This is a genomic window from uncultured Allofournierella sp. (assembly GCA_944382705.1).
Lineage (GTDB): Bacteria > Bacillota > Clostridia > Oscillospirales > Ruminococcaceae > Allofournierella.
This window is the reverse complement of the sequence record CALWNE010000048.1, coordinates 43,475-64,930: the sequence shown is the minus strand read 5'-3', so window position 1 is coordinate 64,930 and position 21,456 is coordinate 43,475. Positions and strand designations below refer to the sequence as shown.

Annotated in this window: 16 protein-coding genes; 3 read left to right on the top strand and 13 right to left on the bottom strand. The window is 56.3% G+C overall.

Annotation, left to right across the window (positions count from 1 at the left end; all coding sequences use genetic code 11):
• Both ACH2EM_RS07465 and yqeB read left to right on the top strand, forming a co-directional pair.
• A partial coding sequence (locus tag ACH2EM_RS07465; RefSeq protein WP_395151510.1) for a hypothetical protein occupies positions 1-183 on the top strand: 183 nt, incomplete at its 5' end.
• A gap of 2 nt (positions 184-185) precedes the next feature.
• The gene (gene yqeB / locus ACH2EM_RS07460) at positions 186-989 is read left to right on the top strand and encodes a selenium-dependent molybdenum cofactor biosynthesis protein YqeB (protein WP_395151509.1); all 804 of its coding nucleotides are present in this window, start codon (positions 186-188) and stop codon (positions 987-989) included.
• A 112-nt stretch (positions 990-1,101) separates the two neighbouring features.
• Here yqeB and ACH2EM_RS07455 read toward each other — a convergent pair whose 3' ends face one another.
• The 12 genes from ACH2EM_RS07455 to ACH2EM_RS07400 form a co-directional block, all read right to left on the bottom strand.
• The gene (locus tag ACH2EM_RS07455; protein ID WP_395151508.1) at positions 1,102-2,697 is read right to left on the bottom strand and encodes an amidohydrolase family protein; all 1,596 of its coding nucleotides are present in this window, start codon (positions 2,695-2,697) and stop codon (positions 1,102-1,104) included.
• 106 nt (positions 2,698-2,803) lie between these two features.
• Positions 2,804-3,988 (bottom strand): YgeY family selenium metabolism-linked hydrolase, encoded by a 1,185-nt coding sequence (locus ACH2EM_RS07450; RefSeq protein WP_395151507.1) that lies wholly within the window; start codon positions 3,986-3,988, stop codon positions 2,804-2,806.
• A gap of 241 nt (positions 3,989-4,229) precedes the next feature.
• Complete coding sequence (gene dpaL, locus ACH2EM_RS07445; protein WP_395151506.1) at positions 4,230-5,441, bottom strand: diaminopropionate ammonia-lyase; 1,212 nt, start codon at positions 5,439-5,441, stop codon at positions 4,230-4,232.
• 13 nt (positions 5,442-5,454) lie between these two features.
• Complete coding sequence (locus ACH2EM_RS07440) at positions 5,455-6,777, bottom strand: uracil-xanthine permease family protein (RefSeq protein ID WP_395151505.1); 1,323 nt, start codon at positions 6,775-6,777, stop codon at positions 5,455-5,457.
• Between the two features lie 4 nt (positions 6,778-6,781).
• The gene (gene xdh, locus ACH2EM_RS07435) at positions 6,782-9,355 is read right to left on the bottom strand and encodes a selenium-dependent xanthine dehydrogenase (protein ID WP_395151504.1); all 2,574 of its coding nucleotides are present in this window, start codon (positions 9,353-9,355) and stop codon (positions 6,782-6,784) included.
• A 15-nt stretch (positions 9,356-9,370) separates the two neighbouring features.
• Positions 9,371-10,729, bottom strand: a complete 1,359-nt coding sequence (gene hydA / locus ACH2EM_RS07430; protein ID WP_395151503.1) for a dihydropyrimidinase — start codon at positions 10,727-10,729, stop codon at positions 9,371-9,373.
• A 33-nt stretch (positions 10,730-10,762) separates the two neighbouring features.
• Positions 10,763-13,738: a putative selenate reductase subunit YgfK gene (ygfK, locus tag ACH2EM_RS07425; RefSeq protein WP_395151502.1), complete on the bottom strand. Its 2,976-nt coding sequence runs from the start codon at positions 13,736-13,738 to the stop codon at positions 10,763-10,765.
• A gap of 148 nt (positions 13,739-13,886) precedes the next feature.
• The gene (ssnA, locus tag ACH2EM_RS07420; protein ID WP_395151501.1) at positions 13,887-15,224 is read right to left on the bottom strand and encodes a putative aminohydrolase SsnA; all 1,338 of its coding nucleotides are present in this window, start codon (positions 15,222-15,224) and stop codon (positions 13,887-13,889) included.
• 891 nt (positions 15,225-16,115) lie between these two features.
• Complete coding sequence (locus tag ACH2EM_RS07415; protein WP_395151500.1) at positions 16,116-17,423, bottom strand: sensor histidine kinase; 1,308 nt, start codon at positions 17,421-17,423, stop codon at positions 16,116-16,118.
• Positions 17,420-18,136: a LytR/AlgR family response regulator transcription factor gene (locus ACH2EM_RS07410; protein ID WP_395151499.1), complete on the bottom strand. Its 717-nt coding sequence runs from the start codon at positions 18,134-18,136 to the stop codon at positions 17,420-17,422. Before ACH2EM_RS07410 ends, ACH2EM_RS07415 begins: the two co-directional genes overlap by 4 nt.
• A 34-nt stretch (positions 18,137-18,170) precedes the next feature.
• On the bottom strand, positions 18,171-18,788 hold the full coding sequence (locus ACH2EM_RS07405; RefSeq protein WP_395151498.1) for an NTP transferase domain-containing protein: 618 nt from the start codon (positions 18,786-18,788) through the stop codon (positions 18,171-18,173).
• Positions 18,785-19,174 carry a winged helix-turn-helix domain-containing protein gene (locus tag ACH2EM_RS07400; protein WP_395151497.1) on the bottom strand — a complete coding sequence of 130 codons (390 nt, stop codon included), beginning with the start codon at positions 19,172-19,174 and terminating at the stop codon, positions 18,785-18,787. Before ACH2EM_RS07400 ends, ACH2EM_RS07405 begins: the two co-directional genes overlap by 4 nt.
• Before the next feature lie 365 nt (positions 19,175-19,539).
• On the opposite strand from ACH2EM_RS07400, the gene ACH2EM_RS07395 reads away from it, so the two are divergent.
• Positions 19,540-19,866: a hypothetical protein gene (locus ACH2EM_RS07395; RefSeq protein WP_395151496.1), complete on the top strand. Its 327-nt coding sequence runs from the start codon at positions 19,540-19,542 to the stop codon at positions 19,864-19,866.
• An 81-nt stretch (positions 19,867-19,947) separates the two neighbouring features.
• Here the strand turns inward: ACH2EM_RS07395 and ACH2EM_RS07390 are convergent, their stop codons facing one another.
• Positions 19,948-21,297 carry an MATE family efflux transporter gene (locus ACH2EM_RS07390; RefSeq protein WP_395151495.1) on the bottom strand — a complete coding sequence of 450 codons (1,350 nt, stop codon included), beginning with the start codon at positions 21,295-21,297 and terminating at the stop codon, positions 19,948-19,950.
• Between the last annotated feature and the right edge of the window lie 159 nt (positions 21,298-21,456).

Genomic DNA, 21,456 nt, shown 5'->3' with positions numbered 1-21,456 from the left:
ATGATTACCAGCCCATGGGGACTGGCTAAAGCAACCCAGGGACGGCGGTTTTCGGTGGTGCTCAACCAGCGGGATGCCTGCCCGTCCCAGATGATAAAAGAGTTAGTGCAAGCCATTCACAGCGGCAGCAGTGCCCAGGTGGTGCTGGCTGCCCTGAAACACAAACAATGGAAGGAAGTATAGCAATGCGTGTTGTAATTCGTGGAGCGGGAGATTTGGCCACCGGCATTGGCTGGCGGCTGCATCAGTGTGGGTTTCAGGTGGCCATGACCGACCTTCCCAAGCCCACCTGCATCCGCCGTACCGTGGCCTTTTCCACCGCTTTGGAGCCGGAACAGAAGGGCACCATGTGGGTGGAAGGAGTGCAGGCGGTGGTGTGCACTCAGCCCCAGCAGGCCATTCAGGCCATGGAGGAGGGCAAGGTGGCCCTTCTGCCGGACCCAGAGGGCAGCTGCATTGCTCAGCTGGCACCGGATGCCTTGGTGGATGCCATTCTGGCCAAACGGAACCTGGGTACCCACATGGAGGATGCCCCTCTGGTGATTGGTGTAGGCCCCGGCTTTTGTGCCGGGCAGGACTGCCACTATGTGGTGGAAACCCAGCGGGGCCATCGGTTGGGGCGTGTGATTGAACAGGGCCCGGCCCAGCCCAATACCGGCATACCCGGCAACATTCAGGGCTACACCAGCCAGCGCATTCTCCGCAGCCCGGCTACGGGAGTCTTTGAGCCCATGGCCCAGATTGGCCAGCTGGTAAAGGCAGGCCAGACGGTGGGCATGGTGGACGGCCAGCCCATGGTGGCAGAAATTGACGGCATGATACGGGGAATGCTGGCGGCAGGCATTGGGGTAACACCCGGCTTTAAGTGCGGCGATGTGGACCCTCGGGGCCAGCAGGCAGACCATACCACTATTTCGGACAAAGCCCGGGCCATTGCAGGGGGCGTGCTGGAGGCCATCCTGCGCCGGTACGGCCATCGGCTGGTGTAAACCGCCCAGCCGGGCCGATTTCGGCGGGATAAACAAGGACAAAAAAACCCTGGAGCTTTTGGCTCCAGGGTTTTTTCTATACGAGAGCAATCATGCAAGAGAGAATGAGGAATTAGCGGCCGTGGCGGATAACCTGACCAGCCAGAGCACCGGTGTGCTTGCCGTGGTCCACAGCCACCTGACCGTTTACAATCACATAGGCAATGCCGGTGGGGAACTGGATGGGGTCGGTAAAGGTGCCCTGGTCCAGAATGGTGTCCGCATCAAAAATAGTAATGTCGGCCCAGTTGCCCTCTTTCAGGGTGCCCCGCTCCTTCAGGCCCAGCACATTGGCGGGCTTGCCGGTCATCTTGTACACAGCAGTTTCCAGGCTCATCAGCTGCTCCTGGCGCACATACTTGCCCAGAATACGGGGGAAGCTGCCGTACAGACGGGGGTGAGGCTTGCCGGGGCAGAGCAGACCGTCGGTGCAGGCGTTCATCTCGGGGCGCATCATAAAGCGCTTTACATGCTCCTCGGTGCCGTAGAAGTCCACCATGCCAACGGCGTTTTCTTCCTCCATCAGCAGGTCAAAGGCGGCGGTGTAGGGGTCTACACCACGCTTTTCGGCCAGCTCCACGATGGAAAGGCCCACAGCGTCGGCGTTCTTTTCGGTTTTAACGCTGGTTACATAGATGTTTTCAAAGCCGGCAAAGCTCACGAAGTTATCCCAGCCGGGGATGCCGTTCTCCATGTCCTCCACCATCTTTTTGCGCAGTTCGTGGTCTGCCAGACGGGCCACGGCCTTGTCCGTGCCGCCGTCGTGCACCCAGGGGGGCAGGATAGCACCCATCATGGTGCTGCCAGCCACATAGGGGTACTGGTCAAAGCTTACGGTAATACCCTCCTGCTTGGCCTTATCCAGCAGTTCCAGAACGCCGTCCACCTTATCCCAGTTCTGCTTGCCGCAGACCTTGAAGTGGCTCCAGTGTACCTTTACGCCAGATTTGCGGCCAATCTCGATAACCTCCTCCATGCTTTCCAGAATGGTGTCGGCCTCGCTGCGCTGGTGAATGACGAATACGCCGTCGTACTCTGCAACCACCTTGCACATCTCAATGATTTCCCGGCTTTCGGAGTAGGCGCAGGGAATGTAAATCAAACCGGTGGAAAGGCCCATGGCACCTGCCTCCATCTCACGGCGGGTGATGGCCTTCATCTTTTCGATTTCTTCCTCGGTGGGCAGCCGGTTGTCCAGCCCCATGGCCTCCATGCGGATGTTGCCGTGGGGCACCAGGTACATCTCGTTCAGGCCGGGGGTGGCCTTCTCGATCATCTTCAGGTAGTTGTCGGTGGTTTCAAAGGTCCAGTCGATTTGGTCGGTGTCGCCATCCAGGCCCGCCAGGTTTTTACGCCAGGAGCTGATGTACTGCACCGGCAGCGGAGCCATGGAAACACCGTCCTGGCCCAGCAGTTCGGTGGTAATACCCTGCATAACCTTGGGCAGCACCTGGGGACGCAGCAGCACATCCAGGTCGCTGTGGCTGTGGGTGTCGATAAAGCCGGGGGCTACGGTAAGGCCGGTGGCATCAATGACCTGGTCGGCCTGTACATTCAGACCCTGACCAATGGCCTGGATGCGGCCATCCTGCACCAGAATGTCCGCCTGTACGCTGGGAGCGCCGGTGCCGTCAATGACCCGGCCGTTTTGAATGAGCATAGTTGCCATGTTTGTTCCGATCCTTTCTTTTGCTGCACCCATACAGGTGCAAAAATCCAATAAAGCCCGCCGTCCGCCCCAGATGGAAGCGGGACGGCGAGCCCACAGGAATGGATTATTTCAGCAGAGCCTTCATCACGCCCATGTAGCAATCGGTAACCTTGACCAGCTGGTCGATTTCGATGTACTCGTTGATGGTGTGAGCCAGGTTCTCACGGCTGGGTCCAAGGCCGAAGGTCTTGATGCCAGCCTCACCGGCATAGTGGCTGCCGTTGGTGCAGAAGTTGTACTGGGTGATGGTGGGATCGTAGCCCATGGACTTCAGCTCCTTGTACACATCCTGAACGAACTGGTCGTTCTCGTCGTACAGCCAGCCGGGGAAGAAGCGCTCGCCCTCGATTTCGTTGCCGGTGTGGCACATTTCCTTGCCAACAGCGTAGCTTGCCTTCACCTTCAGCTCGGGATCCTCGGCCATCAGCTTCTCCAGCAGCTCGTTGATGGGAGCCAGCACGCTCTCCTTGGTCTCGTTTACCAGCAGGCGGCGGTCGTAGGTAGCACGGCAGTACTCAGGCACAACGGAAGCACCGGGGTAGGGAGCAGACTTAATGTCGGTCAGCTCCAGGATGCCGTCGCCCAGCACGGGGTGATGGGTGGGCTCCAGAGTACGGATTGCCTCGATGACCTTGGCCATCTTGTAAACAGCGTTGATGCCCTTTTCGGGGTTGGCGCTGTGGCAGGGCTTGCCGAAGGTTTCAACAACGATTTCGGCACGGCCGCGCTGGCCGATTTTCAGGTTCAGCTGGCTGGCCTCACCAATTACCACATAGTCGGGCTTTACATAAGCGCTGATTTCACGGGCAGCAACGCCTTCAAAGCACTCCTCATGCACAACACCGGCCACATAGATTTCACCGGCAAAGTCCTTGTTGGTCTCCTTGGCGTAGTTGGCAGCAGCGCAAGCCATGGCAGCAACAGCGCCCTTCATGTCGGAGGTGCCGCGGCCGTAAATCTTGCCGTCTGCAATTTCGGCGCCGAAGGGATCGTAATCCCACTGGGAAGCATCGCCCACGGGCACGGTGTCGATGTGACCGTCAAACTGGATGCGGGGGCCGGGACGGTTGCCCTTAATGCAGCCGATAACATTGCCGTATTTGTCCACATGGACGCTGTCAAAGCCGTTGGCCTCGAAGAACTCCTTCAAACGGGCAACAACGCCATCCTCGTGGCCGCTGTAGCTGGGGGACTGGATGAGTTTCTGGCACAGGGCCACTACATTGTTCTGCTGTTCCTGATTAAGCATAGTTCGTATCCTCCTGAATCCTTGAATACAAGAATAAATCAATGAATGCTGTATGAAGCGAGCATCTGCCCGCAGGATACCATAAGTAAAAAAGAAAAGGTGATTGGGCGCGCGGTTCTGGCTCTGACAGGAGGGGGCCAGAACCGCAAGCCCAAAAGAAACACACCGGCTTGGCAGGCAGCGGCAAAAGCCGCCCGTATTGGAAGGAGGATGCCAACCCGGTGGGGTTCACAAAAGGAAATTACAGGTTGCTGTACTTGCCGCCCCAAACTACATTGCGGTAGTTTTCCTTATCGGTGTCACCCTCAGTGCTGATGAACAGGATGCGGCTGTTCTCGTCCAGATGCAGCTTCTCCTTCAGCTCAGCCAGCTCCTCACGCAGCAGGATGTTGGCCACGCAGCCGGTGGTGGCAGCGCCGCTTTCGCCGGATACAACGGGGGTGTCGCCGTCCACAGGAGCAGCCAGGATGCGCATACCGTCAGCGGCAGCGTAGTCGGGGCAGCTGATGAAGGCGTCGGCGCAGTTCTTCAGCACTTCCCAGCCGATGGTGCAGGGCTCGCCGCAGGCCAGACCAGCCATGATGGTGTTCATGTCGCCGGTTACAAAGTGCAGCTTGCCGTCGGCAGCTTCGGCGGTGCGGAATACGCAGTCAGCCTTGTTGGGCTCCACAACGGTGATGAAGGGACGGTCCTCGCCGTAGTAGCTGGCAAAGAAACCGGCCATGGCACCAGCCATGCTGCCTACGCCAGCCTGCAGGAACAGGTGGGTGGGCTTTTCGGCACCCTGAGCCTCCAGCTGCTTTACAATTTCGTAACCCATGGTGGTGTAGCCCTGCATAATCCACAGGGGAATGTCGGTGTAGCCTTCCCAAGCGGTGTCCTGCACCATAACCCAGCCTTTTTCTTCGGCCTGGCTGTTGGCCAGACGAACGGCCTCGTCGTAGTTCAGGTCGGTGATGGAGGCATCGGCGCCTTCGGCACGGATGTTGTCCAAACGCTCCTGTGCGCTGCCCTTGGGCATATAAACCACAGAGTGCTGGCCCAGGCGGTTTGCAGTCCAGGCCACACCACGGCCGTGGTTGCCGTCGGTAGCGGTAACAAAGGTTACATCGCCCAGCTTTGCCTTCACTTCCTCAGAGAGGATGCGGCTGGCGGGCATATCGGCGATGTCCTCACCCAGCTTCTGGGCAATGTAACGGCCCAGAGCGTAGCTGCCGCCCAGTACCTTGAAGGCGTTCAGGCCAAAACGGTAGCTCTCGTCCTTGATGCGTACTTCCTTCACGCCCAGAGCCTTGGCCAGGCCAGGCAGGTTGGTGAGAGGAGTTTCGCTGTACACATCAAAGCTGGAGTGGAAGCCATGGGCCTTGGCAGCCTCCTGCTCGCTGAAAGCGGACAGGTCGGTAGCGGGCACAGCCTGGTGGGGATAGGTAACGATTTTAAAATTGTGTTCCATGATAAAAGTCTCCTTATTGTTCCTTGGGAAGAATGAGATTGAGCAGGATGGCGCTCAGGGCAACCACGATTACTTCGGAACCTCCGAAAATCTGGCCTACCCAGGCGGGGCAGCCTGCAAAAGCGTTGACAGTCTGGGGAATACCCACAGCCAGAGCAACGCTCAAACCTGCAATGAATACGCTGCGGTTGCTCAAACCATCACGGGCCAGCATACGCACGCCAGTCATGGCGATGGAGCCGAACACGGTGATGGTAGCGCCGCCCAGCACGGGCTGGGGAATGGTGATGAGGATGGCGCTCAGTTTGGGTACCAGGGCAGCCACAGCCACTACGCCGCCGGCAATGCCAAATACCACACGGTTGATTACCTTGGTTGTTACCACGATGCCTACATTCTGACCGGCGCAGGCCACAGGCACACCACCCAGAATGCCGCCAAGCAGGCTGCACAGGTTGTTGCCGATTACACCGCCGGTAATTTCGCTGCTGGTGGCAGCCCGCTCGTAAGCGCCGTTTGCAGTGGCCTCAAACTGGCCAATGTCCTGCACGGCGTTTACCATAAACACAATGCCCAGGCTCACAATAGCACTCAGGCTGAAGGTGGGAGCAAAGTGAAGGGGTTCAGGCAGCTGAACCCAAGCAGCACTGCCAACACTGTCGAACTGAATCATACCCATGCACAGAGCCACCATATAGCCGACTACCATGCCGATGAGGGTGGCGCTGGCCTTAATCATACCCTTGCAGAACTGACCGCAGATAATAACGGTTGCCAGGGTGATGAAAGCCAGCAGCCAGTTGCGGGGGCTGCCGTAGTAAGGGTCGCTTGCGCTGCCGCCTGCCATGTAGTTTACAGCGGTATCATACAAAGAGATACCGATGGTGAGCACCACGCTGGCAGTAACAATGGGAGGAAACAAAAAGCGAATCTTTTTGAACACCAGACCCACCAGCATACCCAGGCAGGCGCCGGCAATCTGTGCGCCGGCCATGCCGCCAATGCCGTGCAGCTCTACCACACTGCGCAGAGTGGGCAGAAATGCAAAGCCACTGCCTACCATAATGGGCAGGCCGCTGCTGACAAATCCGGTTACGCCAAAGGCTTGCAGCAGGATGGCCAGGGCAGCTACAAGCAAGCTGCCCTGCACCATGATGATCTGGTCGCTGGCGGAGACACCGGCGGTGGAAGCCACAATCATGGGCATGGTGATGCAGCCCACAACCATGGCCACCACATGCTGCAAGGCCAGGGGAATGGCCTTGCCCAGAGGGGGCATACCGGTGCGTTCAAACAGTGCGCTTTCAGAAGGCGCAGATTTGGTAACAGTATTCATTAACTTATTTTCCTCCCTTAGCTTTATTGTAGAAGGTATCGCAGATGGGCAGTTTTGTGCGGAACTGGCCGTCTACCCGGTAAGCAGCGTGTGCAGCAGCGGGAGCGGCGGGAATCGCACAGATTTCACCCACACCTTTGGCGCCGAAGGTATTCTGATCCTCGGAGCCTTTTTCTACAAAGATTACATCAATGGGAGGTACATCGGTGGCACGCCACAGGCCCAGCGTGCCGTACTTGGACTTCACATAGCCGTTTTCCATCTTGAAGTCCTCGGTGAGGCCGTAGCCCAGGCACATAACAACGCCGCCTTCAATCTGGCCGGCGCAAGCCTGCGGGTTTACCACCCGGCCCACATCGTGGGCTGCAACCACACGGGTCACCTTCTTGTTTTCGTCCATGATAACCACCTGAGCCGCATAGCCGTAGGCCACATGGCTTACAGGGTTGGGCTTATCGCTGCCCATCCGGTCGGTTACACCGCTGTATTCGCCGTAGAAGCTTTCGCCTTCCAAATCTTCCAGGGTGCGGCCGGAGGCCAGGGCATCCTGAAGCATACCGGCAGCACGGCGGGTAGCCTCGCCGCAGAATACGGTCTGGCGGGAAGCAGTGGAGGTGCCGGAGTTGGGGGTAATGCTGGTATCGGGACGCTCGTGGAACATCTTGTCTACGGCGACGCCGGTTACCTCATGCACAATCTGGGTGCAAACGGTGGCAATGCCCTGGCCCATGCAGGCGGCACTGGTGCGGATGTGTACCTTGCCGTCCACAATGGTCAGCTTACAGCGGCCAATGTCGGGCAGGCCAACGCCCACGCCGCTGTTTTTCATGCAGCCGGCAATGCCAGCGTAGGGGCTGCTCTCATAGGCTTCCTTCACAGCCTCCAGGCACTCGGCATAGCCTGTGTCGGGGCTTGCAATCTGGCCGTTGGGCAGCACATCGCCGGGGCGAATGGCGTTAATGTAACGGATTTGCCAGGGGCTGATGCCAACTTCTTCGGCCAGCAAATCCAGGTTCATCTCGGCGCCGAAGCAGCTCTGGGTTACGCCAAAGCCACGGAAGGCGCCGCCAGGCACATTGTTGGTGTAAACGCAAAGGCCGGTGATGTCGATATTCTGGAAGTTGTAGGGGCCGCCGCAGTGGGTGCAGGCACGCTGCAAAACAGGGCCGCCCAGGCTGGCGTAGGCGCCGCAGTCAGAAATGAGGGTGGCCTTCATTGCCAGCAGCTTGCCGTTTTCGTCACAGGCGGTGGTGATGTCCATCTCCATAGCGTGGCGCTTGGTGTGGATGTTCAGACTCTCCTGACGGCTGAACTTTACCTTAACCGGCTTGCCGGTGGCCCAGGCCATAAGAGCAGCATGGTGCTGAACGCTCATGTCCTCCTTGCCGCCGAAGCCGCCGCCCACCAGCTTGCTCTGGCAGCGAACCTTCTCCGGAGGCAGTTGCAGCATACGGGAGATTTCCTTCTGTTCATCATACACCGATTGCGCACCGGTGTAAAGCAGCAGGCCACCGTCGCCGTCCGGCATGGCAATGGCACACTCAGGCTCCATGAAGGCATGGTCGGTCATGGGGGTAGAGTAGTGACGGGTTACCACATGGGGTGCGTTGGCAATGATTTCTTCGGCATTGCCGCGCTTGAGCACTTCCTTGGTAAGGATGTTGCCGTTTTCGTGCAGCTTGGGAGCATCCGGCTCCATTGCTTTCAGGGGGTCGGTGATAGCTTCCAGCTCGGTGTAAGTAACATCCACCAGGCTCAGCACTTCATCCAGCGTTTCCTTGTGGTTGGTGGCAACCAGTACGATGGCATCGCCAATGTAGCGGGTGCAGTCACCCTCTGCAATGAGAACATCCCAGTCCTGAATGATGTGGCCGGTTTTGTTGAAGGGCACATCTTCGGCACGCAGAATCTTGACCACATCCGGGTGAGCCAGGGCTCTGGTCAAATCGATTTTTTCCACCCGTGCACGGGGGTATTTGGAGCGCAGGGCCTTGGCATAAATCATGCCAGGAACCTGAATATCGTCAACAAACAGGCCGGTGCCCAGTACCTTTTCCGCAACATCCACACGGGGCAGGTGGCAGCCAATGCGGGCCTCGCTGTCGTCCTCCTTGGGAACAGGCAGGTTTTCACGGAACATCTTGGCAGCCAGCAGAATTGCATCCTCAATGCGGATGTAGCCGGTGCAGCGGCAGATGTTGCCGCGGATGGCTTTCTTTACATCTTCACGGGTGGGGTTCAGGTTTTCATCCAGCAGGCTCTTGGCACTAATCACCATGCCAGGAATGCAGAAACCACACTGAACGGCGCCAGTCTGACCAAAAGCGTATACATAAACCTCACGCTCACGGGGGGTCAGGCCTTCTACGGTGGTAATGTGCTTACCGTCCATTTTTTCGGTGGTAAAAACGCAGGATCTAACCTTTTTGCCGTCCACCAAAATGGTACAGGTGCCGCAGGCGCCTTCGCCACAGCCGTTTTTTACACTGGTGAGCCGCAGGTCTTCCCGCAAAAAGTCCATCAGTTTGATGTTTTTGTCTGTACGGTGCTCCACACCATTTACATACAGGGTGTACATAGGGAGTGTCTCCTTTCAGCGCTTGACATAACGCCCGGCCAATGCTTCCGTCGGCTGGCCATCCTGGGCCGCCAGCGTTCCGCCTACAAATACATAGCGGGGCATACCGGTAATCGAAAACCCTTCATAGGGGGTATAATCCACATTTTGATGCTGCCGTGCAGCACGGATAGTAGTCTTTGCCGTGGGGTCCCAAATGGTAATGTCTGCGTCCGATCCCACAGCCAGTACACCCTTTTGGGGGTACATTCCAAACAGCCGGGCCGGGCCTTCGGCCAGCAAACGGCAAAAATCAGTCACAGCAAGCTCACCGGTATCCACCATGCTGGAGTACACCACCATGGGCCGGTGTTCAATGCCGGGACCGCCGTTGGGAATTTTTGTGAAATCGGTAAGGCCCAGTTCTTTCTGGCCCTTAAAATTGTAGCTGCAATGGTCCGTTGCAATGGTATCAATTTCGCCATTGATTACGGCCTGGCGCAGAGCCTGCACATCGGCGGGGCTGCGCAAGGGAGGGCTCATTACATACTTGGCTCCTTCAAAGCCGGGGGTCTTGTAGCGGCTTTCGTCCAGTACAAGATATTGGGGGCAGGTTTCGGCATATACCGTTACGCCGTTCTTACGGGCGGCCCGCACCTCCTCCAGCCCAAGGGCGGAGCTCAGGTGAACCACATGCACCGGGGCATCTGCCAGCTTGCCCAGGTAGCAAAGCCGATTTACGGCTTCCGCTTCTACTTCGGGGGGACGGCTTGCGGGGTGACCATCCGGGCCAAAATGGCCCATGGCCTTCTGCTGTGCCTGAAGGGTATTTACCAGCAGGCCGTTCTCGCAGTGAACGCCCAAAATACCGCCCATAGGCCCGATGGTCTCCAGCATTTCCAGCAGCTGGGCATCGTTGACCTTGAGTGCATCGTAGGCCATATAGGCCTTAAAGCTGGACACACCTTCCTGGAACATCAGAGGAATTTCTTCCTTTACAGCTGGGTTCCAGTCGGTAATGGCCATGTGGAATGCATAGTTGCAGCTGCAACGGCCTTCCGCTTTTTTGTGCCAGGCATCCAGTGCCTGCATCAGGGTGCCGCCCTTGTCCTGGGTGGCAAAGTCCACCAGGGTGGTGGTGCCGCCGCACACAGCCGCACGGCTGCCGGTGGCAAAGTCGTCCGCAGTTACGGTTACGCCGCTGTCCATATCCAGGTGGGTATGGCCGTCGATAAAACCAGGGAACACATAGCAGCCCTGAGCGTCGTATACAGTATCCTGGGGGCCGGGGGCCAGGTGAGGGGCGATCGAAACGATCCGCCCCTCATCCATGGCCAAATCGGCCCTGGTCAGCCCGGTGGGGCTGACCAGTTGGCCGTTTTGGATGATAATCAAAACGATTCCCTTCTTTCCGAGAACGGGGCCGGCTTACAGGCAGTAAGCGTAATCCCGGATGATGGTTTCCATGAGCTGCTTCAGGGGTGCGTAGGTGGTGGTATCCTGAGCCAGAACGGTTTCGTACTCCTGACTGCCCAGACGAACCTTTACCTTGCCCTCAGCGGCGTTCAGCACACAGAAGCCGGGGTTCTCGCTGTCTGCCATATCTTCGGCAGAAGCAAATACGGTGAACTTATCCTTGTAGGGAGCGCTGGCGTAGGGGCAGAACACAGCACAGTTGCCGCACTCGTTGCACATCTTATCCACATGCACAATCTGCTCCTTGGCCATGCCGGGCACCTGGATGGCCAGGTTTGCACGGTTGGGGCAAACATCAACACAGTTCTCACAAACAGCGTTGCAGCCCAGGCAGCGCTCGTTCTCGGTGCTGCCGCTTACATACTCGGCCAGAGCACTGCGCTTTGCCTTCAGGGTTTCGGCAGCAGCGGTGAAGGGCAGTTCCTTCACGGCGCTGTTCAGAATTTCCATAGCGGCAGCGGTAGCATCGGCAATAGCCTCTACCACGGTAGCGGGGCCGCGCTTTGCGTCACCCACAACATAAACGCCGTTCTCAGCCTTGCAGGCAGCGTCCAGCTTTGCCTTGCCCTTCTCGTCCACAGCAATGCCGCTGCTCAGGAAGTAGGCGGTGTCCACCTGCTCGCCGATGGAGGCAATCACGCAGGAAGCGGGCAGAACGGTCTGCTCACCGGTAGCCTCGGGGCTGCGGCGGCCGGAAGCATCGGGAGCACCCAGACGCATCACATCGCATACCAGCTGGCCGTTTTCAAAACGAACGGGAGCCAGCAGCTCGCAGAACTCAACGCCATCGGCAATGGCCAGCTCCAATTCTTCCTCGTCGGCGGGCATATAACGCTTGGTGCGGCGGTATACCAGACGAACATTCTCGGCACCGGCACGCTTAGCGGCACGGGCGGCGTCCATGGCGGTGTTGCCTGCACCGATGATGACCACATCGTTGCCCAGCTGTACGCTGGCGGGGTCCTTCTTCAGGGTCTCCAGGAAGTCCATAACATTCATGGGAGCCTGACCTTCCAGGTGCAGCTTGCCATGGTTCCAGGCGCCGTTGGCCAAAATTACATGGGTGTAACCCTGAGCCAGCAGGTCAGCGGGAGTGGTAACAGTGGTGTTCAGCTTTACGGTAACACCCAGCTTCTCCAGCAGAGCAGCGTCCTTGGCAATGGCTTCGTCAGAGATACGGAAACCGGGGATGATGTGCTTTACCACACCGCCCAGAGCGTCCCGCTTTTCAAAGATGGTAGCCTTTGCACCGGCACGGGCCAGGAAGTAGGCAGCTGCCATACCAGCGGGGCCGCCGCCGATGATGGCCACATTCTCGCTGCGGGCAGCACCGGCCTTCAGGCCAGCGATGAAGGTATCAAAACCGCCCTCAGCGGCAACCAGCTTGGCGTCACGGATGTGCACGCTGTCCTCGTAGAAGTTACGGGTGCACTTGGTGGTGCAGCGATGGCTGCAAATGGTGCCGGTGATGAAGGGCAGGGGGTTCTTTTCGCAGATTACCTCCAGAGCCTCGGCCAGCTTGCCCTCGCCCACCAGCTCGATGTAGGTGGGGATATCCTGATGGATGGGGCAGCCAGCCTCCTGGCAGGGAGCAACGAAGCAGTCAATCAGGGGAACTTCCTGCTTCATCTTGCGGCTGGGCAGGGGCTTGATGGGCTTTACATGGTGCTCGTCGGTTTTAACGGAAGCAACCAGAGCGTCCAGCTTCTCCATGTCCACGCCGTTGAAGGGTACATAGTCCATGGCAACCAGCTTTTCGGCCATGGGGCGCAGACGGTTGTATCCGCCGGGCTTCAGCAGGGTGGTAGCCAGGGTGATGGGCCAGATGCCGGTTTCAAAGATGCGGTCAATGTTGAACTGGTCTGCACCGCCGGAGTAGGAAACACGCAGCTTGCCGTCAAATTCCTTCTCCACCTTCTGAGCCAGGCTGATGGACAGGGGGTACAGGCTCTTACCGCTCATGTACATCTCCTCGCCGGGCAGCTCGCCGCCAGCGATGGTAACAGGGAAGGTGTTGGTCAGCTTAATGCCGAACTCTACGCCGTTTTCGGCACACAGGGCCAGCAGACGGTTGAACATGGGGATAGCATCGCAGAACTGCAGGTCGCCCTTGAAGTGGTGATCGTCGAACACGATGTAGTCGTAACCCATGTCGTCCAGAGTTTTACGAGCGAACTCGTAGCCCAGCAGAGTGGGGTTGCACTTGATGTAGGTGTTCAGCTTCTTCTCGGTGATGAGGTAGGTTGCAATGCGCTCAATCTCATCGGGAGGGCAGCCGTGCAGGGTGGACAGGGTGATGGAGGTGCACACATGGGGATTGATGGAGTCGATGTAGGCAGCATCAATGCCGGGCAGGCGGTCCAGGTTGGCCTTGGCCCACTCCACGCACTCAGCCCAGATTTTGCTGGTGGAAGCGTCCTTCATGCCCTCAATGTAGTTGTTTACCTTCTCGCTCTTAATGCCGGCCAGGTCGTAACCAACGCTCATGTTGAACACAAAGCCGTTTTCGCTGCCCAGGCCGTACATACGGCTGATGAGCTTCAGGGCGAACCAGCCCTTTACATACTCCTCAAAAGCCTGGGGAACACGCAGCTCGGTGCTCCACTCCACATTGTAGCACTCGTCCTCAGCCTTGATGCAGGGCTTGGAAACGGGCAGGTCCTCACCGTCGATAATCTGAACGGTTTTTACCTCAAAGAAGCGGCTGCCACCAGCGTAGGAGGCAATCAGGTTCTGGGCCAGCTGGGTGTGGGGGCCAGCAGCGGGGCCAAAGGGAGTTTCCACCTGTTCGGTGAAGATGGGCAGCATCTTGCCGCTGGTGTGCTTGTAGATGTCACCAACACCAAAGATGGTCTTGCGGCTTGCGTACTCGGCAATCACCCAATCCATCAGTTCAGAAAACGGAATAGGACGCATGATATCGCTCATGATAGTTCTCCTTTTTAAAACTCTCTTAGTGTAAATGCTTCAGCACACTTTAGGCCCGTGCATCGGCCATAAACCTGCCGGGTTCACCCGCCCAGACTTTGCGCTGGGTGCGAACCGGGCAAAACCCGGCAGAAACTGCAACAAAAAATCAGCGGCCGGCGTTGATGCGGTTCCACAAATCGGCGCTCTGCTCACGGCAGTGGGCCAGAACAGCATCCTTATCAATGCCAATCAGCTCACGGTCCTTCATCTTTACCACACCGTTGATGATGGTGGTCACCACGCTGCGGCCGGTCATGCCAAACAGGATGTGGCTGTTGATGTTGGAAGCGTTCATGGGGGTGAGGGGATTGTAATCGGATACAATCACATCGGCGTAAGCGCCGGCCTTCAGGATGCCGATGGGCTTCTGGAAGAAGCGGGCAGCCATGGCGCGGTTGTTTTCAAACAGCATGGTGGGAATTTCGCCCCAGGCCACATTGGGCTTGCAGGCGTTGTGCTTGTGCAGCACATTGGCCACCTTGTAGCTTTCGGTCATGTCGTTGGTGTATCCGTCGGTGCCCAGGCCCACGGTCAGGCCCTTTTCCATCATCTTCAGGATGGGGGGGCAGCCAACTGCGTTGCCCATGTTGCTTTCGGGGTTATGTACCACCATGGTGTTGGTGTGCTTGAGCAGATCCATCTCAGCCTCGTTGATGTAGATGCAGTGGCCGCATATGGTCTTGTCGCCCAGGATGTTCATGTCGTGCAGGCGGAACACCAGGCGCTTGTTGTACTTGGAAAGGCTGTCGTACAAATCGTCGATGCCCTCTGCCACATGGATGTGGTAGCCAGCGCCTTCGGGCTTTTCGGCTGCGCAGTACTCCAAAGTAGCGTTGCTCAGGGTGAAGGGGGCGTGCATACCCATCATGCCCTTAATCATGTCGGAATCATCGGCCTGAGCGTACTTGATGAAATCCACATTCTCCTTAACAGCGGCCTTCATCTTGGCTTCGCCGTCACGGTCGCTGATTTCGTAGCACAGGTTGGAACGAACGCCGAACTCCTTGGCGCTCTCGGCAATGGCAAACAGGCTGCCCTCAATGCCGCCAAAGCTTGCATGGTGGTCAAAAATGGTGGTTACACCGTTCATGATGCAGTCCAGATAGGTTGCATCGGCACTTGCTTTGGTGTCCGGCAGCAGCAGGTTGCGGTCGATGGTCCACCACTGCTGGTCCAGAACCTCCAGGAAGTTGGAGGGGTTGTTGCCCTTGATGGTCAGGCCACGGGCAAAGGCGGAGTAAATGTGGTTGTGAGCGTTGATGAAGCCGGGCATAATCACGCCGCCCTTTGCATCAATGAACTCAGCATCCGGGTATTGGGCCTTCAGCTCCTGGGTGGTGCCCACAGCGGCAATCAGGTTGCCGTCAATGGCAACACAGCCGTTGTCCAGATAAGGCATAGCATCGTCACGGGTGACCAGGCGGCCATTTCCAAGCAGATACATGGTGAAACTCTCCTTTTAATTAAAGTGTTATGGTAAAAACCGGCCATTTGCCGGCAATAAAAAACCGCTCAAGGCAAACATATGCCAGGAGCGGATACACAGAACAGCAAAAAGCGCAATCAAAAAAGGGCATAGTTGCAGCACCTCTGTGTATCGCAGCCCGTGCGCAAAGCACTTCGTTACAGCTGTTTTTGCATAATTTAAATAGGCTAATATGCCGCAGCAGCGGCGGTGTTAAAAAATGTACAAAATAGGGTAATGAGTAAGCGGCTTTCGATATAGCCGCAAGTTCAGTATAACAAAGGCAAAAGGGCAAAGCAAGGAAAATACCGGGCATCAAATTGAATTCTATTTTTTAGATAAATTAGGATTCTGGTGTTTGTGTAGAATATACAAATGAGTATGACTTTATTGTGCGATAAGAGAAGAATTGCGTAAAAATCAGCAAAAACTCGTGTTGAAAACTTGAAAAAAATCGTTGTATAAACAAAAACACATCGAAAAAATCAATAAGTTAATAAAAATTGCTTTTTTGAAAATGGGGGATATATAAAGCGACAAAAACGCTCCAGGTTAACAACCACAAGGGCTGTAATCTGGAGCGTTTTTAACATATAAAAAAGCCGTCTCAGGGCCGCAAGAACCTGAAACGGCTTACCCCATAGGCTGCAGATGAGAGAAGGCAGCAAAGGGAAGCAAAAGCTCCGCTGCAACGATTGTGCAGAAATCAGTGCAGCAAGTAAAGAGCGAAGAATAGCATAGTGTATGACATGATTGGATTTTAGCACAATCGAGTATAACAATTGCAAAAATAAGCATGGAAAGACGGTAAAACAGCACCAAAAACAGGTGAATTCCTTGGGAGGTGGGGATTAAAAGGAACAGATTGCATCAACTGGAAGCAGAGTCGTAAAACACTGCGGTAAAAATGAATTCGCCATTGCCCCAGTGCAGGGCGTGGTCTGCATGGCACCGATTCAGAATCATTTGTACATTGCGCAGACCATAGCCATGGGCAGCGGAATTGGGTTTGGCAGTGGAGGGCAGACGATGATTCTGGAAGGAGGCGGGAGGGTCTGGGGCAGGGTTGCGCACACAAATCAGCAGTTCCCCGCACTGGTACTCAATGCGCACCTGAATGCGAGGGTGGGCAAGCTCCAGCTGCTGGCAGGCCTCGATGGCATTGTCCAGCAGGTTGCAAAGCACCACCGACAGGTTGGTTTGCTCCACCTGAATGTGCTCCAGGTTGGAGAGGGAAAGGTCCATTACGATGCCCTGCTGGTAGGCGGTGGTGTACTTTTGATTGAGCACCGCATCCACCATGCTGTTGCCGGTGTGCGCCACCAACATGCTGGAGGTCACACAGCTGTCCAGGCTTTGAATGTAGCTGGAAACACTGTTGTTCTGTTCCTGAACAGCCAGCGCATACAGAATGCGCAGGTGATTTTTAAAGTCGTGAGACAGCTGCCGCTGGCAGGTGTTGGACTGCTCCAAATCCTGTGTGTGGCGCAGGCTCAGGTTCAGCTGCTGAATCAGCAGCTGGTTGTCCTGTTCCATCTGGCTCCAGCGGTTCAGTCGGCTTACCACGCTGATTTGTATAAAACTCAGCACCAGCAGCCCGATGCTCAGCAGGCAGACGGGCTCGTCCAAAAAGCTGTGGTGACGGCTGAGTTTAAAGAAATAGGCTGTAAAAAAGAAGGTCAGGGCAGGCAAACAGGCTGTAAGAAGCCAGGCATAGGGTGAGCGGTTTTGCCGCAGAGCATGGTCCTGGTCCGCCTGGCGCAGCCAAAAGGCGATGCCCATGCAGATTAACTTGGAGAGCACGGCGGTGCGCATCTGTACCAGGGCGCTGTCCTTTGGAATGTAAGGCCCAAATTCCAGCAGCAACAGCAGAATAATATCCAAGCAGTAGCCCAGAACCAGATTTAAAAACACCACAAAGGTGGATACATACCAAGGGCAATGATGGGTTGCCATGGAAAAAGCCATCATGCCGACCAGTAAAAAAATCAGCTGCGGGCCCCAAAAGGTGGTAGTCATGCTGCCGACTACCATATTGTAAGTGGTAATTAAAAGCAGTGCCGGTGCCATGTTACAGGGGGTTCGCCGCGGAGAAAAGGTATCCAGCAGCCAGATAAAGGAGATTTCATCCAGAATCACCAGCAAAAGTCCGCCATGGCCAGCCATAAGAGGGCTCACGGAGTAACCCCCTTCCAAATTAGAAACTCCTGCCGCAAAGCAGCAAAGGAGGGTTTACTCACAGGAATGGTCTGGCCGTTTTTAAGGACGACGGTATAGTTGTAAAACCGTTTTACATGAGTGAAATTCACAATAAAGCTGCGCTGAACCATGTGGAAGGTGCTGTGTTCCAGTTTGGTGCGCAAATCTCCCAAACTTATGGTATATCGCAAAGGCTCCTGGCAGGGGCTTTGGAAGTGGGCGCAAACACTGTGGCGGGAGGCCTCAAAATAGGCCACCTGGTCCAGATTGAGCACAACCTGCTGGCCATTGCTGCGTAGGATAAGGGTGTTTTCTGTGGGGTGCATTGTCTGCCATAGGGCTTCCATGCAGGGCAGGAAGGTATAATCCAGCTGTTCTTTCAGTAGGTACCGAAAGGCCGAAACGGTGTACCCTTGGGGGGCATAGTCCAGATGGGCGGATACAAAAATGATATGGATGTGGGGATAGCTGGCTCGCAGCTGGGCTGCGGCGGCAAGTCCGCTAAGATGGGGCATCTCAACATCCAGAAAAATTGCATCGTAACAATGCTCCTGGCAAGCATCCAGCAGAGACTGGGTTGTCTCAAAGCGGTCCAGTTCACAGCGCACATCCTGTTGCTGCAAAAACTGGGCAATTCGTGCGCTAATTTCTTTAAGATACAACGGTTGGTCATCACAAACCGCAAATCGCACAGGGGAATCCTCCTAAATTAGAATTTTGTCAGATTCAAATTTGGGGCAAAGCACCGGGCAGCCGGGCTGCGGCAGGCAGCAGGGATATGCGTTCCAAATCCTCTGGAGTGTCCACATCCCAAAGTTCCCATGCCTGGTTGGCAGCGGTAAGGCGCACCAGCTCCGGATGGGCCGCAATTACTGCGCCGCCCCCTTTTTTGGAAGGCAGGCGAACAAGTTCGCAAAACAGATGAGCAGGAAAGATAACAGGGCTCTGCCCCTGCCCCTGCCAGCTAAGCCGGTGGATGCACAGGGGCTGGGCAGCAAAGGCAGCGGCAAGCCGCTCCAGGCTTTGGGGCTGCACCAGGGGTTGATCCACTGGCAGGAACATACAGCCATCGGCCCCGTCAATAGCCTGAACCGCCAGCCGTACCACATCGTTGCGGTCCACCAGATTGTGGAGCAGCACCGGCTGAAGGCGGCTGCGGCACAGAGCGGCAACCTGAGGCCACCGGGTAACCACCAGGCGCTGGGCAAAGCAATGGGCAGGCACCGCAGAGAGGCTGTAATCCAGTAGGGTACCAGCAGGCAGCTGCGCCAAAAGCTTGTTGCTCCCAAACCGTTTGCCCTGCCCGCTGGCCATCCAGATGCAGGCCAGGGCTGGCCTGCTCATGGCTGGGCCTGCTGCGGCGGGCAGGTCTGGCTGGAATAACGGCTGGCATCAAAGCTGCCGAAATGAATCTGAAACAAATTGTCACAGGCCTGGCTGCAAGCGGCTACATAGGCTTCGTAGCGCATCATCAACTCTCGTGCCCCCTCGGTAAGGGTAGAGCCGCCGCCCCCCTTGCCGCCAATGGTGCGGCAGGTAAGCGGAAAGCCCAGCTCCTGTTCGGCGGTGCGTATCAGGGCAAGGGCCTTGCTGTATGCCATACCCATCCGCTGAGCAGAGGCACGCAGGCTTCCCAGTTCCTCTACACCCAGCAGCAGCCGGTAGGGTCCGCTGCCAAAAAAGCGCTGATTTTGGTCGTCGCAAAGCTGCAAAAATATATGGGGCTTCATGCTATGCTCCCTTCTGCGGAGTTCGCTGTTTGGGGTGGGTTTTTGCGTTTTATAGGGTTAAAAATAGTACAGCGAACGAATACACTTACAGTTTATAATTATTGTAATATAATCTCTAAAGGGATGCAAGGCCACCCCTATAGCAAATCAGTGTTTTTACGGATTGCTGCGCTCAATCAGCGGCAGAGAATAAGAACCGGCTTTTTGAGCAGTAAGCAGGTAAAAACCAACACAAAAGGCTGGTTTGGGTACATTTAAAAAGCTTTGTGCTATAATGACTACAACAAAAGCAACGATGAGGCCGAAAAACCCGGCAGGGCAAAGTTCGGCTGGGCAATCCATACAAACGGCAGGAGGAACTGCGTATGATTCAGTTTAACTATCCCGATTATCCCATGCAGTGGTACAAAAACAAGAACCCAGTATCCGGCAATGCAGGGCAGTTTAATTACAAGGTACAGCGTCAGGACGACCAGCTGATAGCCTGGTGCTGGATGGGGTTTTGGTGCCTGGAAAAAACCAAGGATGTAAAACAGCGGCAGTTCGACTTTGGCCCCGAAGGGGTGCAGCAGGCCATTGAATGGCTGCGCCAGGAGTTTGAAAGCCACTCCAGGCAGGAGATTGAAAGCAAGGAGGGCTTTTTTACCACCGAGCCCTACCAGCCCCCCAAAGACACCGAAACCGAGACATAAAAAGCCAGCCCTCCGGCAGCGCACCGAAGGGCTGGCTTTTTTGTAAGCCGATCAAAAAACGGGCGCAGGGGGCGAAGGATATCAAACGGTTTTAATGCTGCGCCAGCCACCCTTGCGCCAGCGGATGACAAAGATGATGGCCCGCAGGTTTTCGTCCAGCAAAAAGGCAAGCCAGATGCCCACCAGGCCAAGGCCCAGGGGAATGGCCAGCAGATAGGCTGCGGCCACGCCCAGCAGCCACTGGCTGAGGATGCCGATGGTAACAGGAAACTTTACATCGCCCACCGCTTGCAGGTTGCGCACCAGCACAATGTTGAAGCAGCGGCCCAATTCCAGCACCACATCCACCAGCATGACCTGCTGGCCCAGCTGGATAACCTGAGGGTCGGAGCTGAACAGCCCAAACAGCGGCTTTGCAAACACTGCCAGCAGCACCGCCAGGCCCAGGGTAATGGGGGTAAAGGTGCGCAGCACACGCTTGTTGACCTGGTCGGCTAAATCGTATTCCTTTGCACCGATGCAGTACCCCACAATGATGGCGGCAGCCTGACTTACCGCAGCAATGAGCATATAGCACACCTGGGCAAACATGGAGGTATACATACGGGTGGTAACGGCGTAGGTGCCCATCATGTTTACAAACACAAGGCTGGCCGATTGGGAAAGATTGTAGGAAAGCCCCTCGCCCCCGGCAGGCAGACCAATGCCCAAAAACCGCTTGAGCAGCTGGGTGGGAAAGGGCCGCAGACAGCTGAAACTCAGGCGTGCTCCCGGCACCGAACAAAAGAAGGCGATGGCCACCATGGTCATGCCTGCCACCCGGCACAAGCTGGTGGAAAGTGCTGCACCCGCTGCGCCAAGCTGGGGCACTGGGCCAAGACCGTGGATGAACATGGTGTTGCCCACAATGTTAATGAGATTGATAAGACCGGTGCTGAGCATGATAACCTTCATGCGGGCATGGGCCCGCAAAAAAGCGCTGAAGGTAAGCATCAAAGCCTGAAAGGGCAGGGTGGAAGCGGTAATCAGCAGGTAGCTGCGGGCTTCGGGACGGGCTTCCGCCGGCACCTGCATCAGCCCAAACAGCCCGTCGGCCCCCACAAACAGGCCCAGGGCAATCACCACGCTGATGGCGAGGTTCAGGCAGAGGGCCAGGGTGTAGATTTGTTCCACCTTTTTCAGCTCCCGTGCGCCCAGGTACTGGCTCAGCATAATGGTGGCTGCCAGGCTGATGACATTGAAGGTGAGGATGAGGGTATTCATAATCTGGTTGGCATTGCCCACTGCTGCCACGGCAGTTTGGTTGTAGTGGCTCAGCATAATCTGGTCAATGTTGCCCACCAGCATCTGGAGCAAAAGTTCCACGAATACCGGCCAGGTCATGGCTAGCAGCGAAAATTCCTGCCCCGCCACCCGGATGGTGTTTTTCATAAGTGTTGGTTCCCCCTTGCAGTGTGGAGTGTGCCAAACCGCAGCAGCCGCCTGCAACGGACTGGCCCTGAATATGCACCAAATTATAGCGTAAGGACGATATGGAAACAAGAGGGAAAAATGACGGTTCTAGCAGGTGAAAATTGCTAGTTTTTGTAA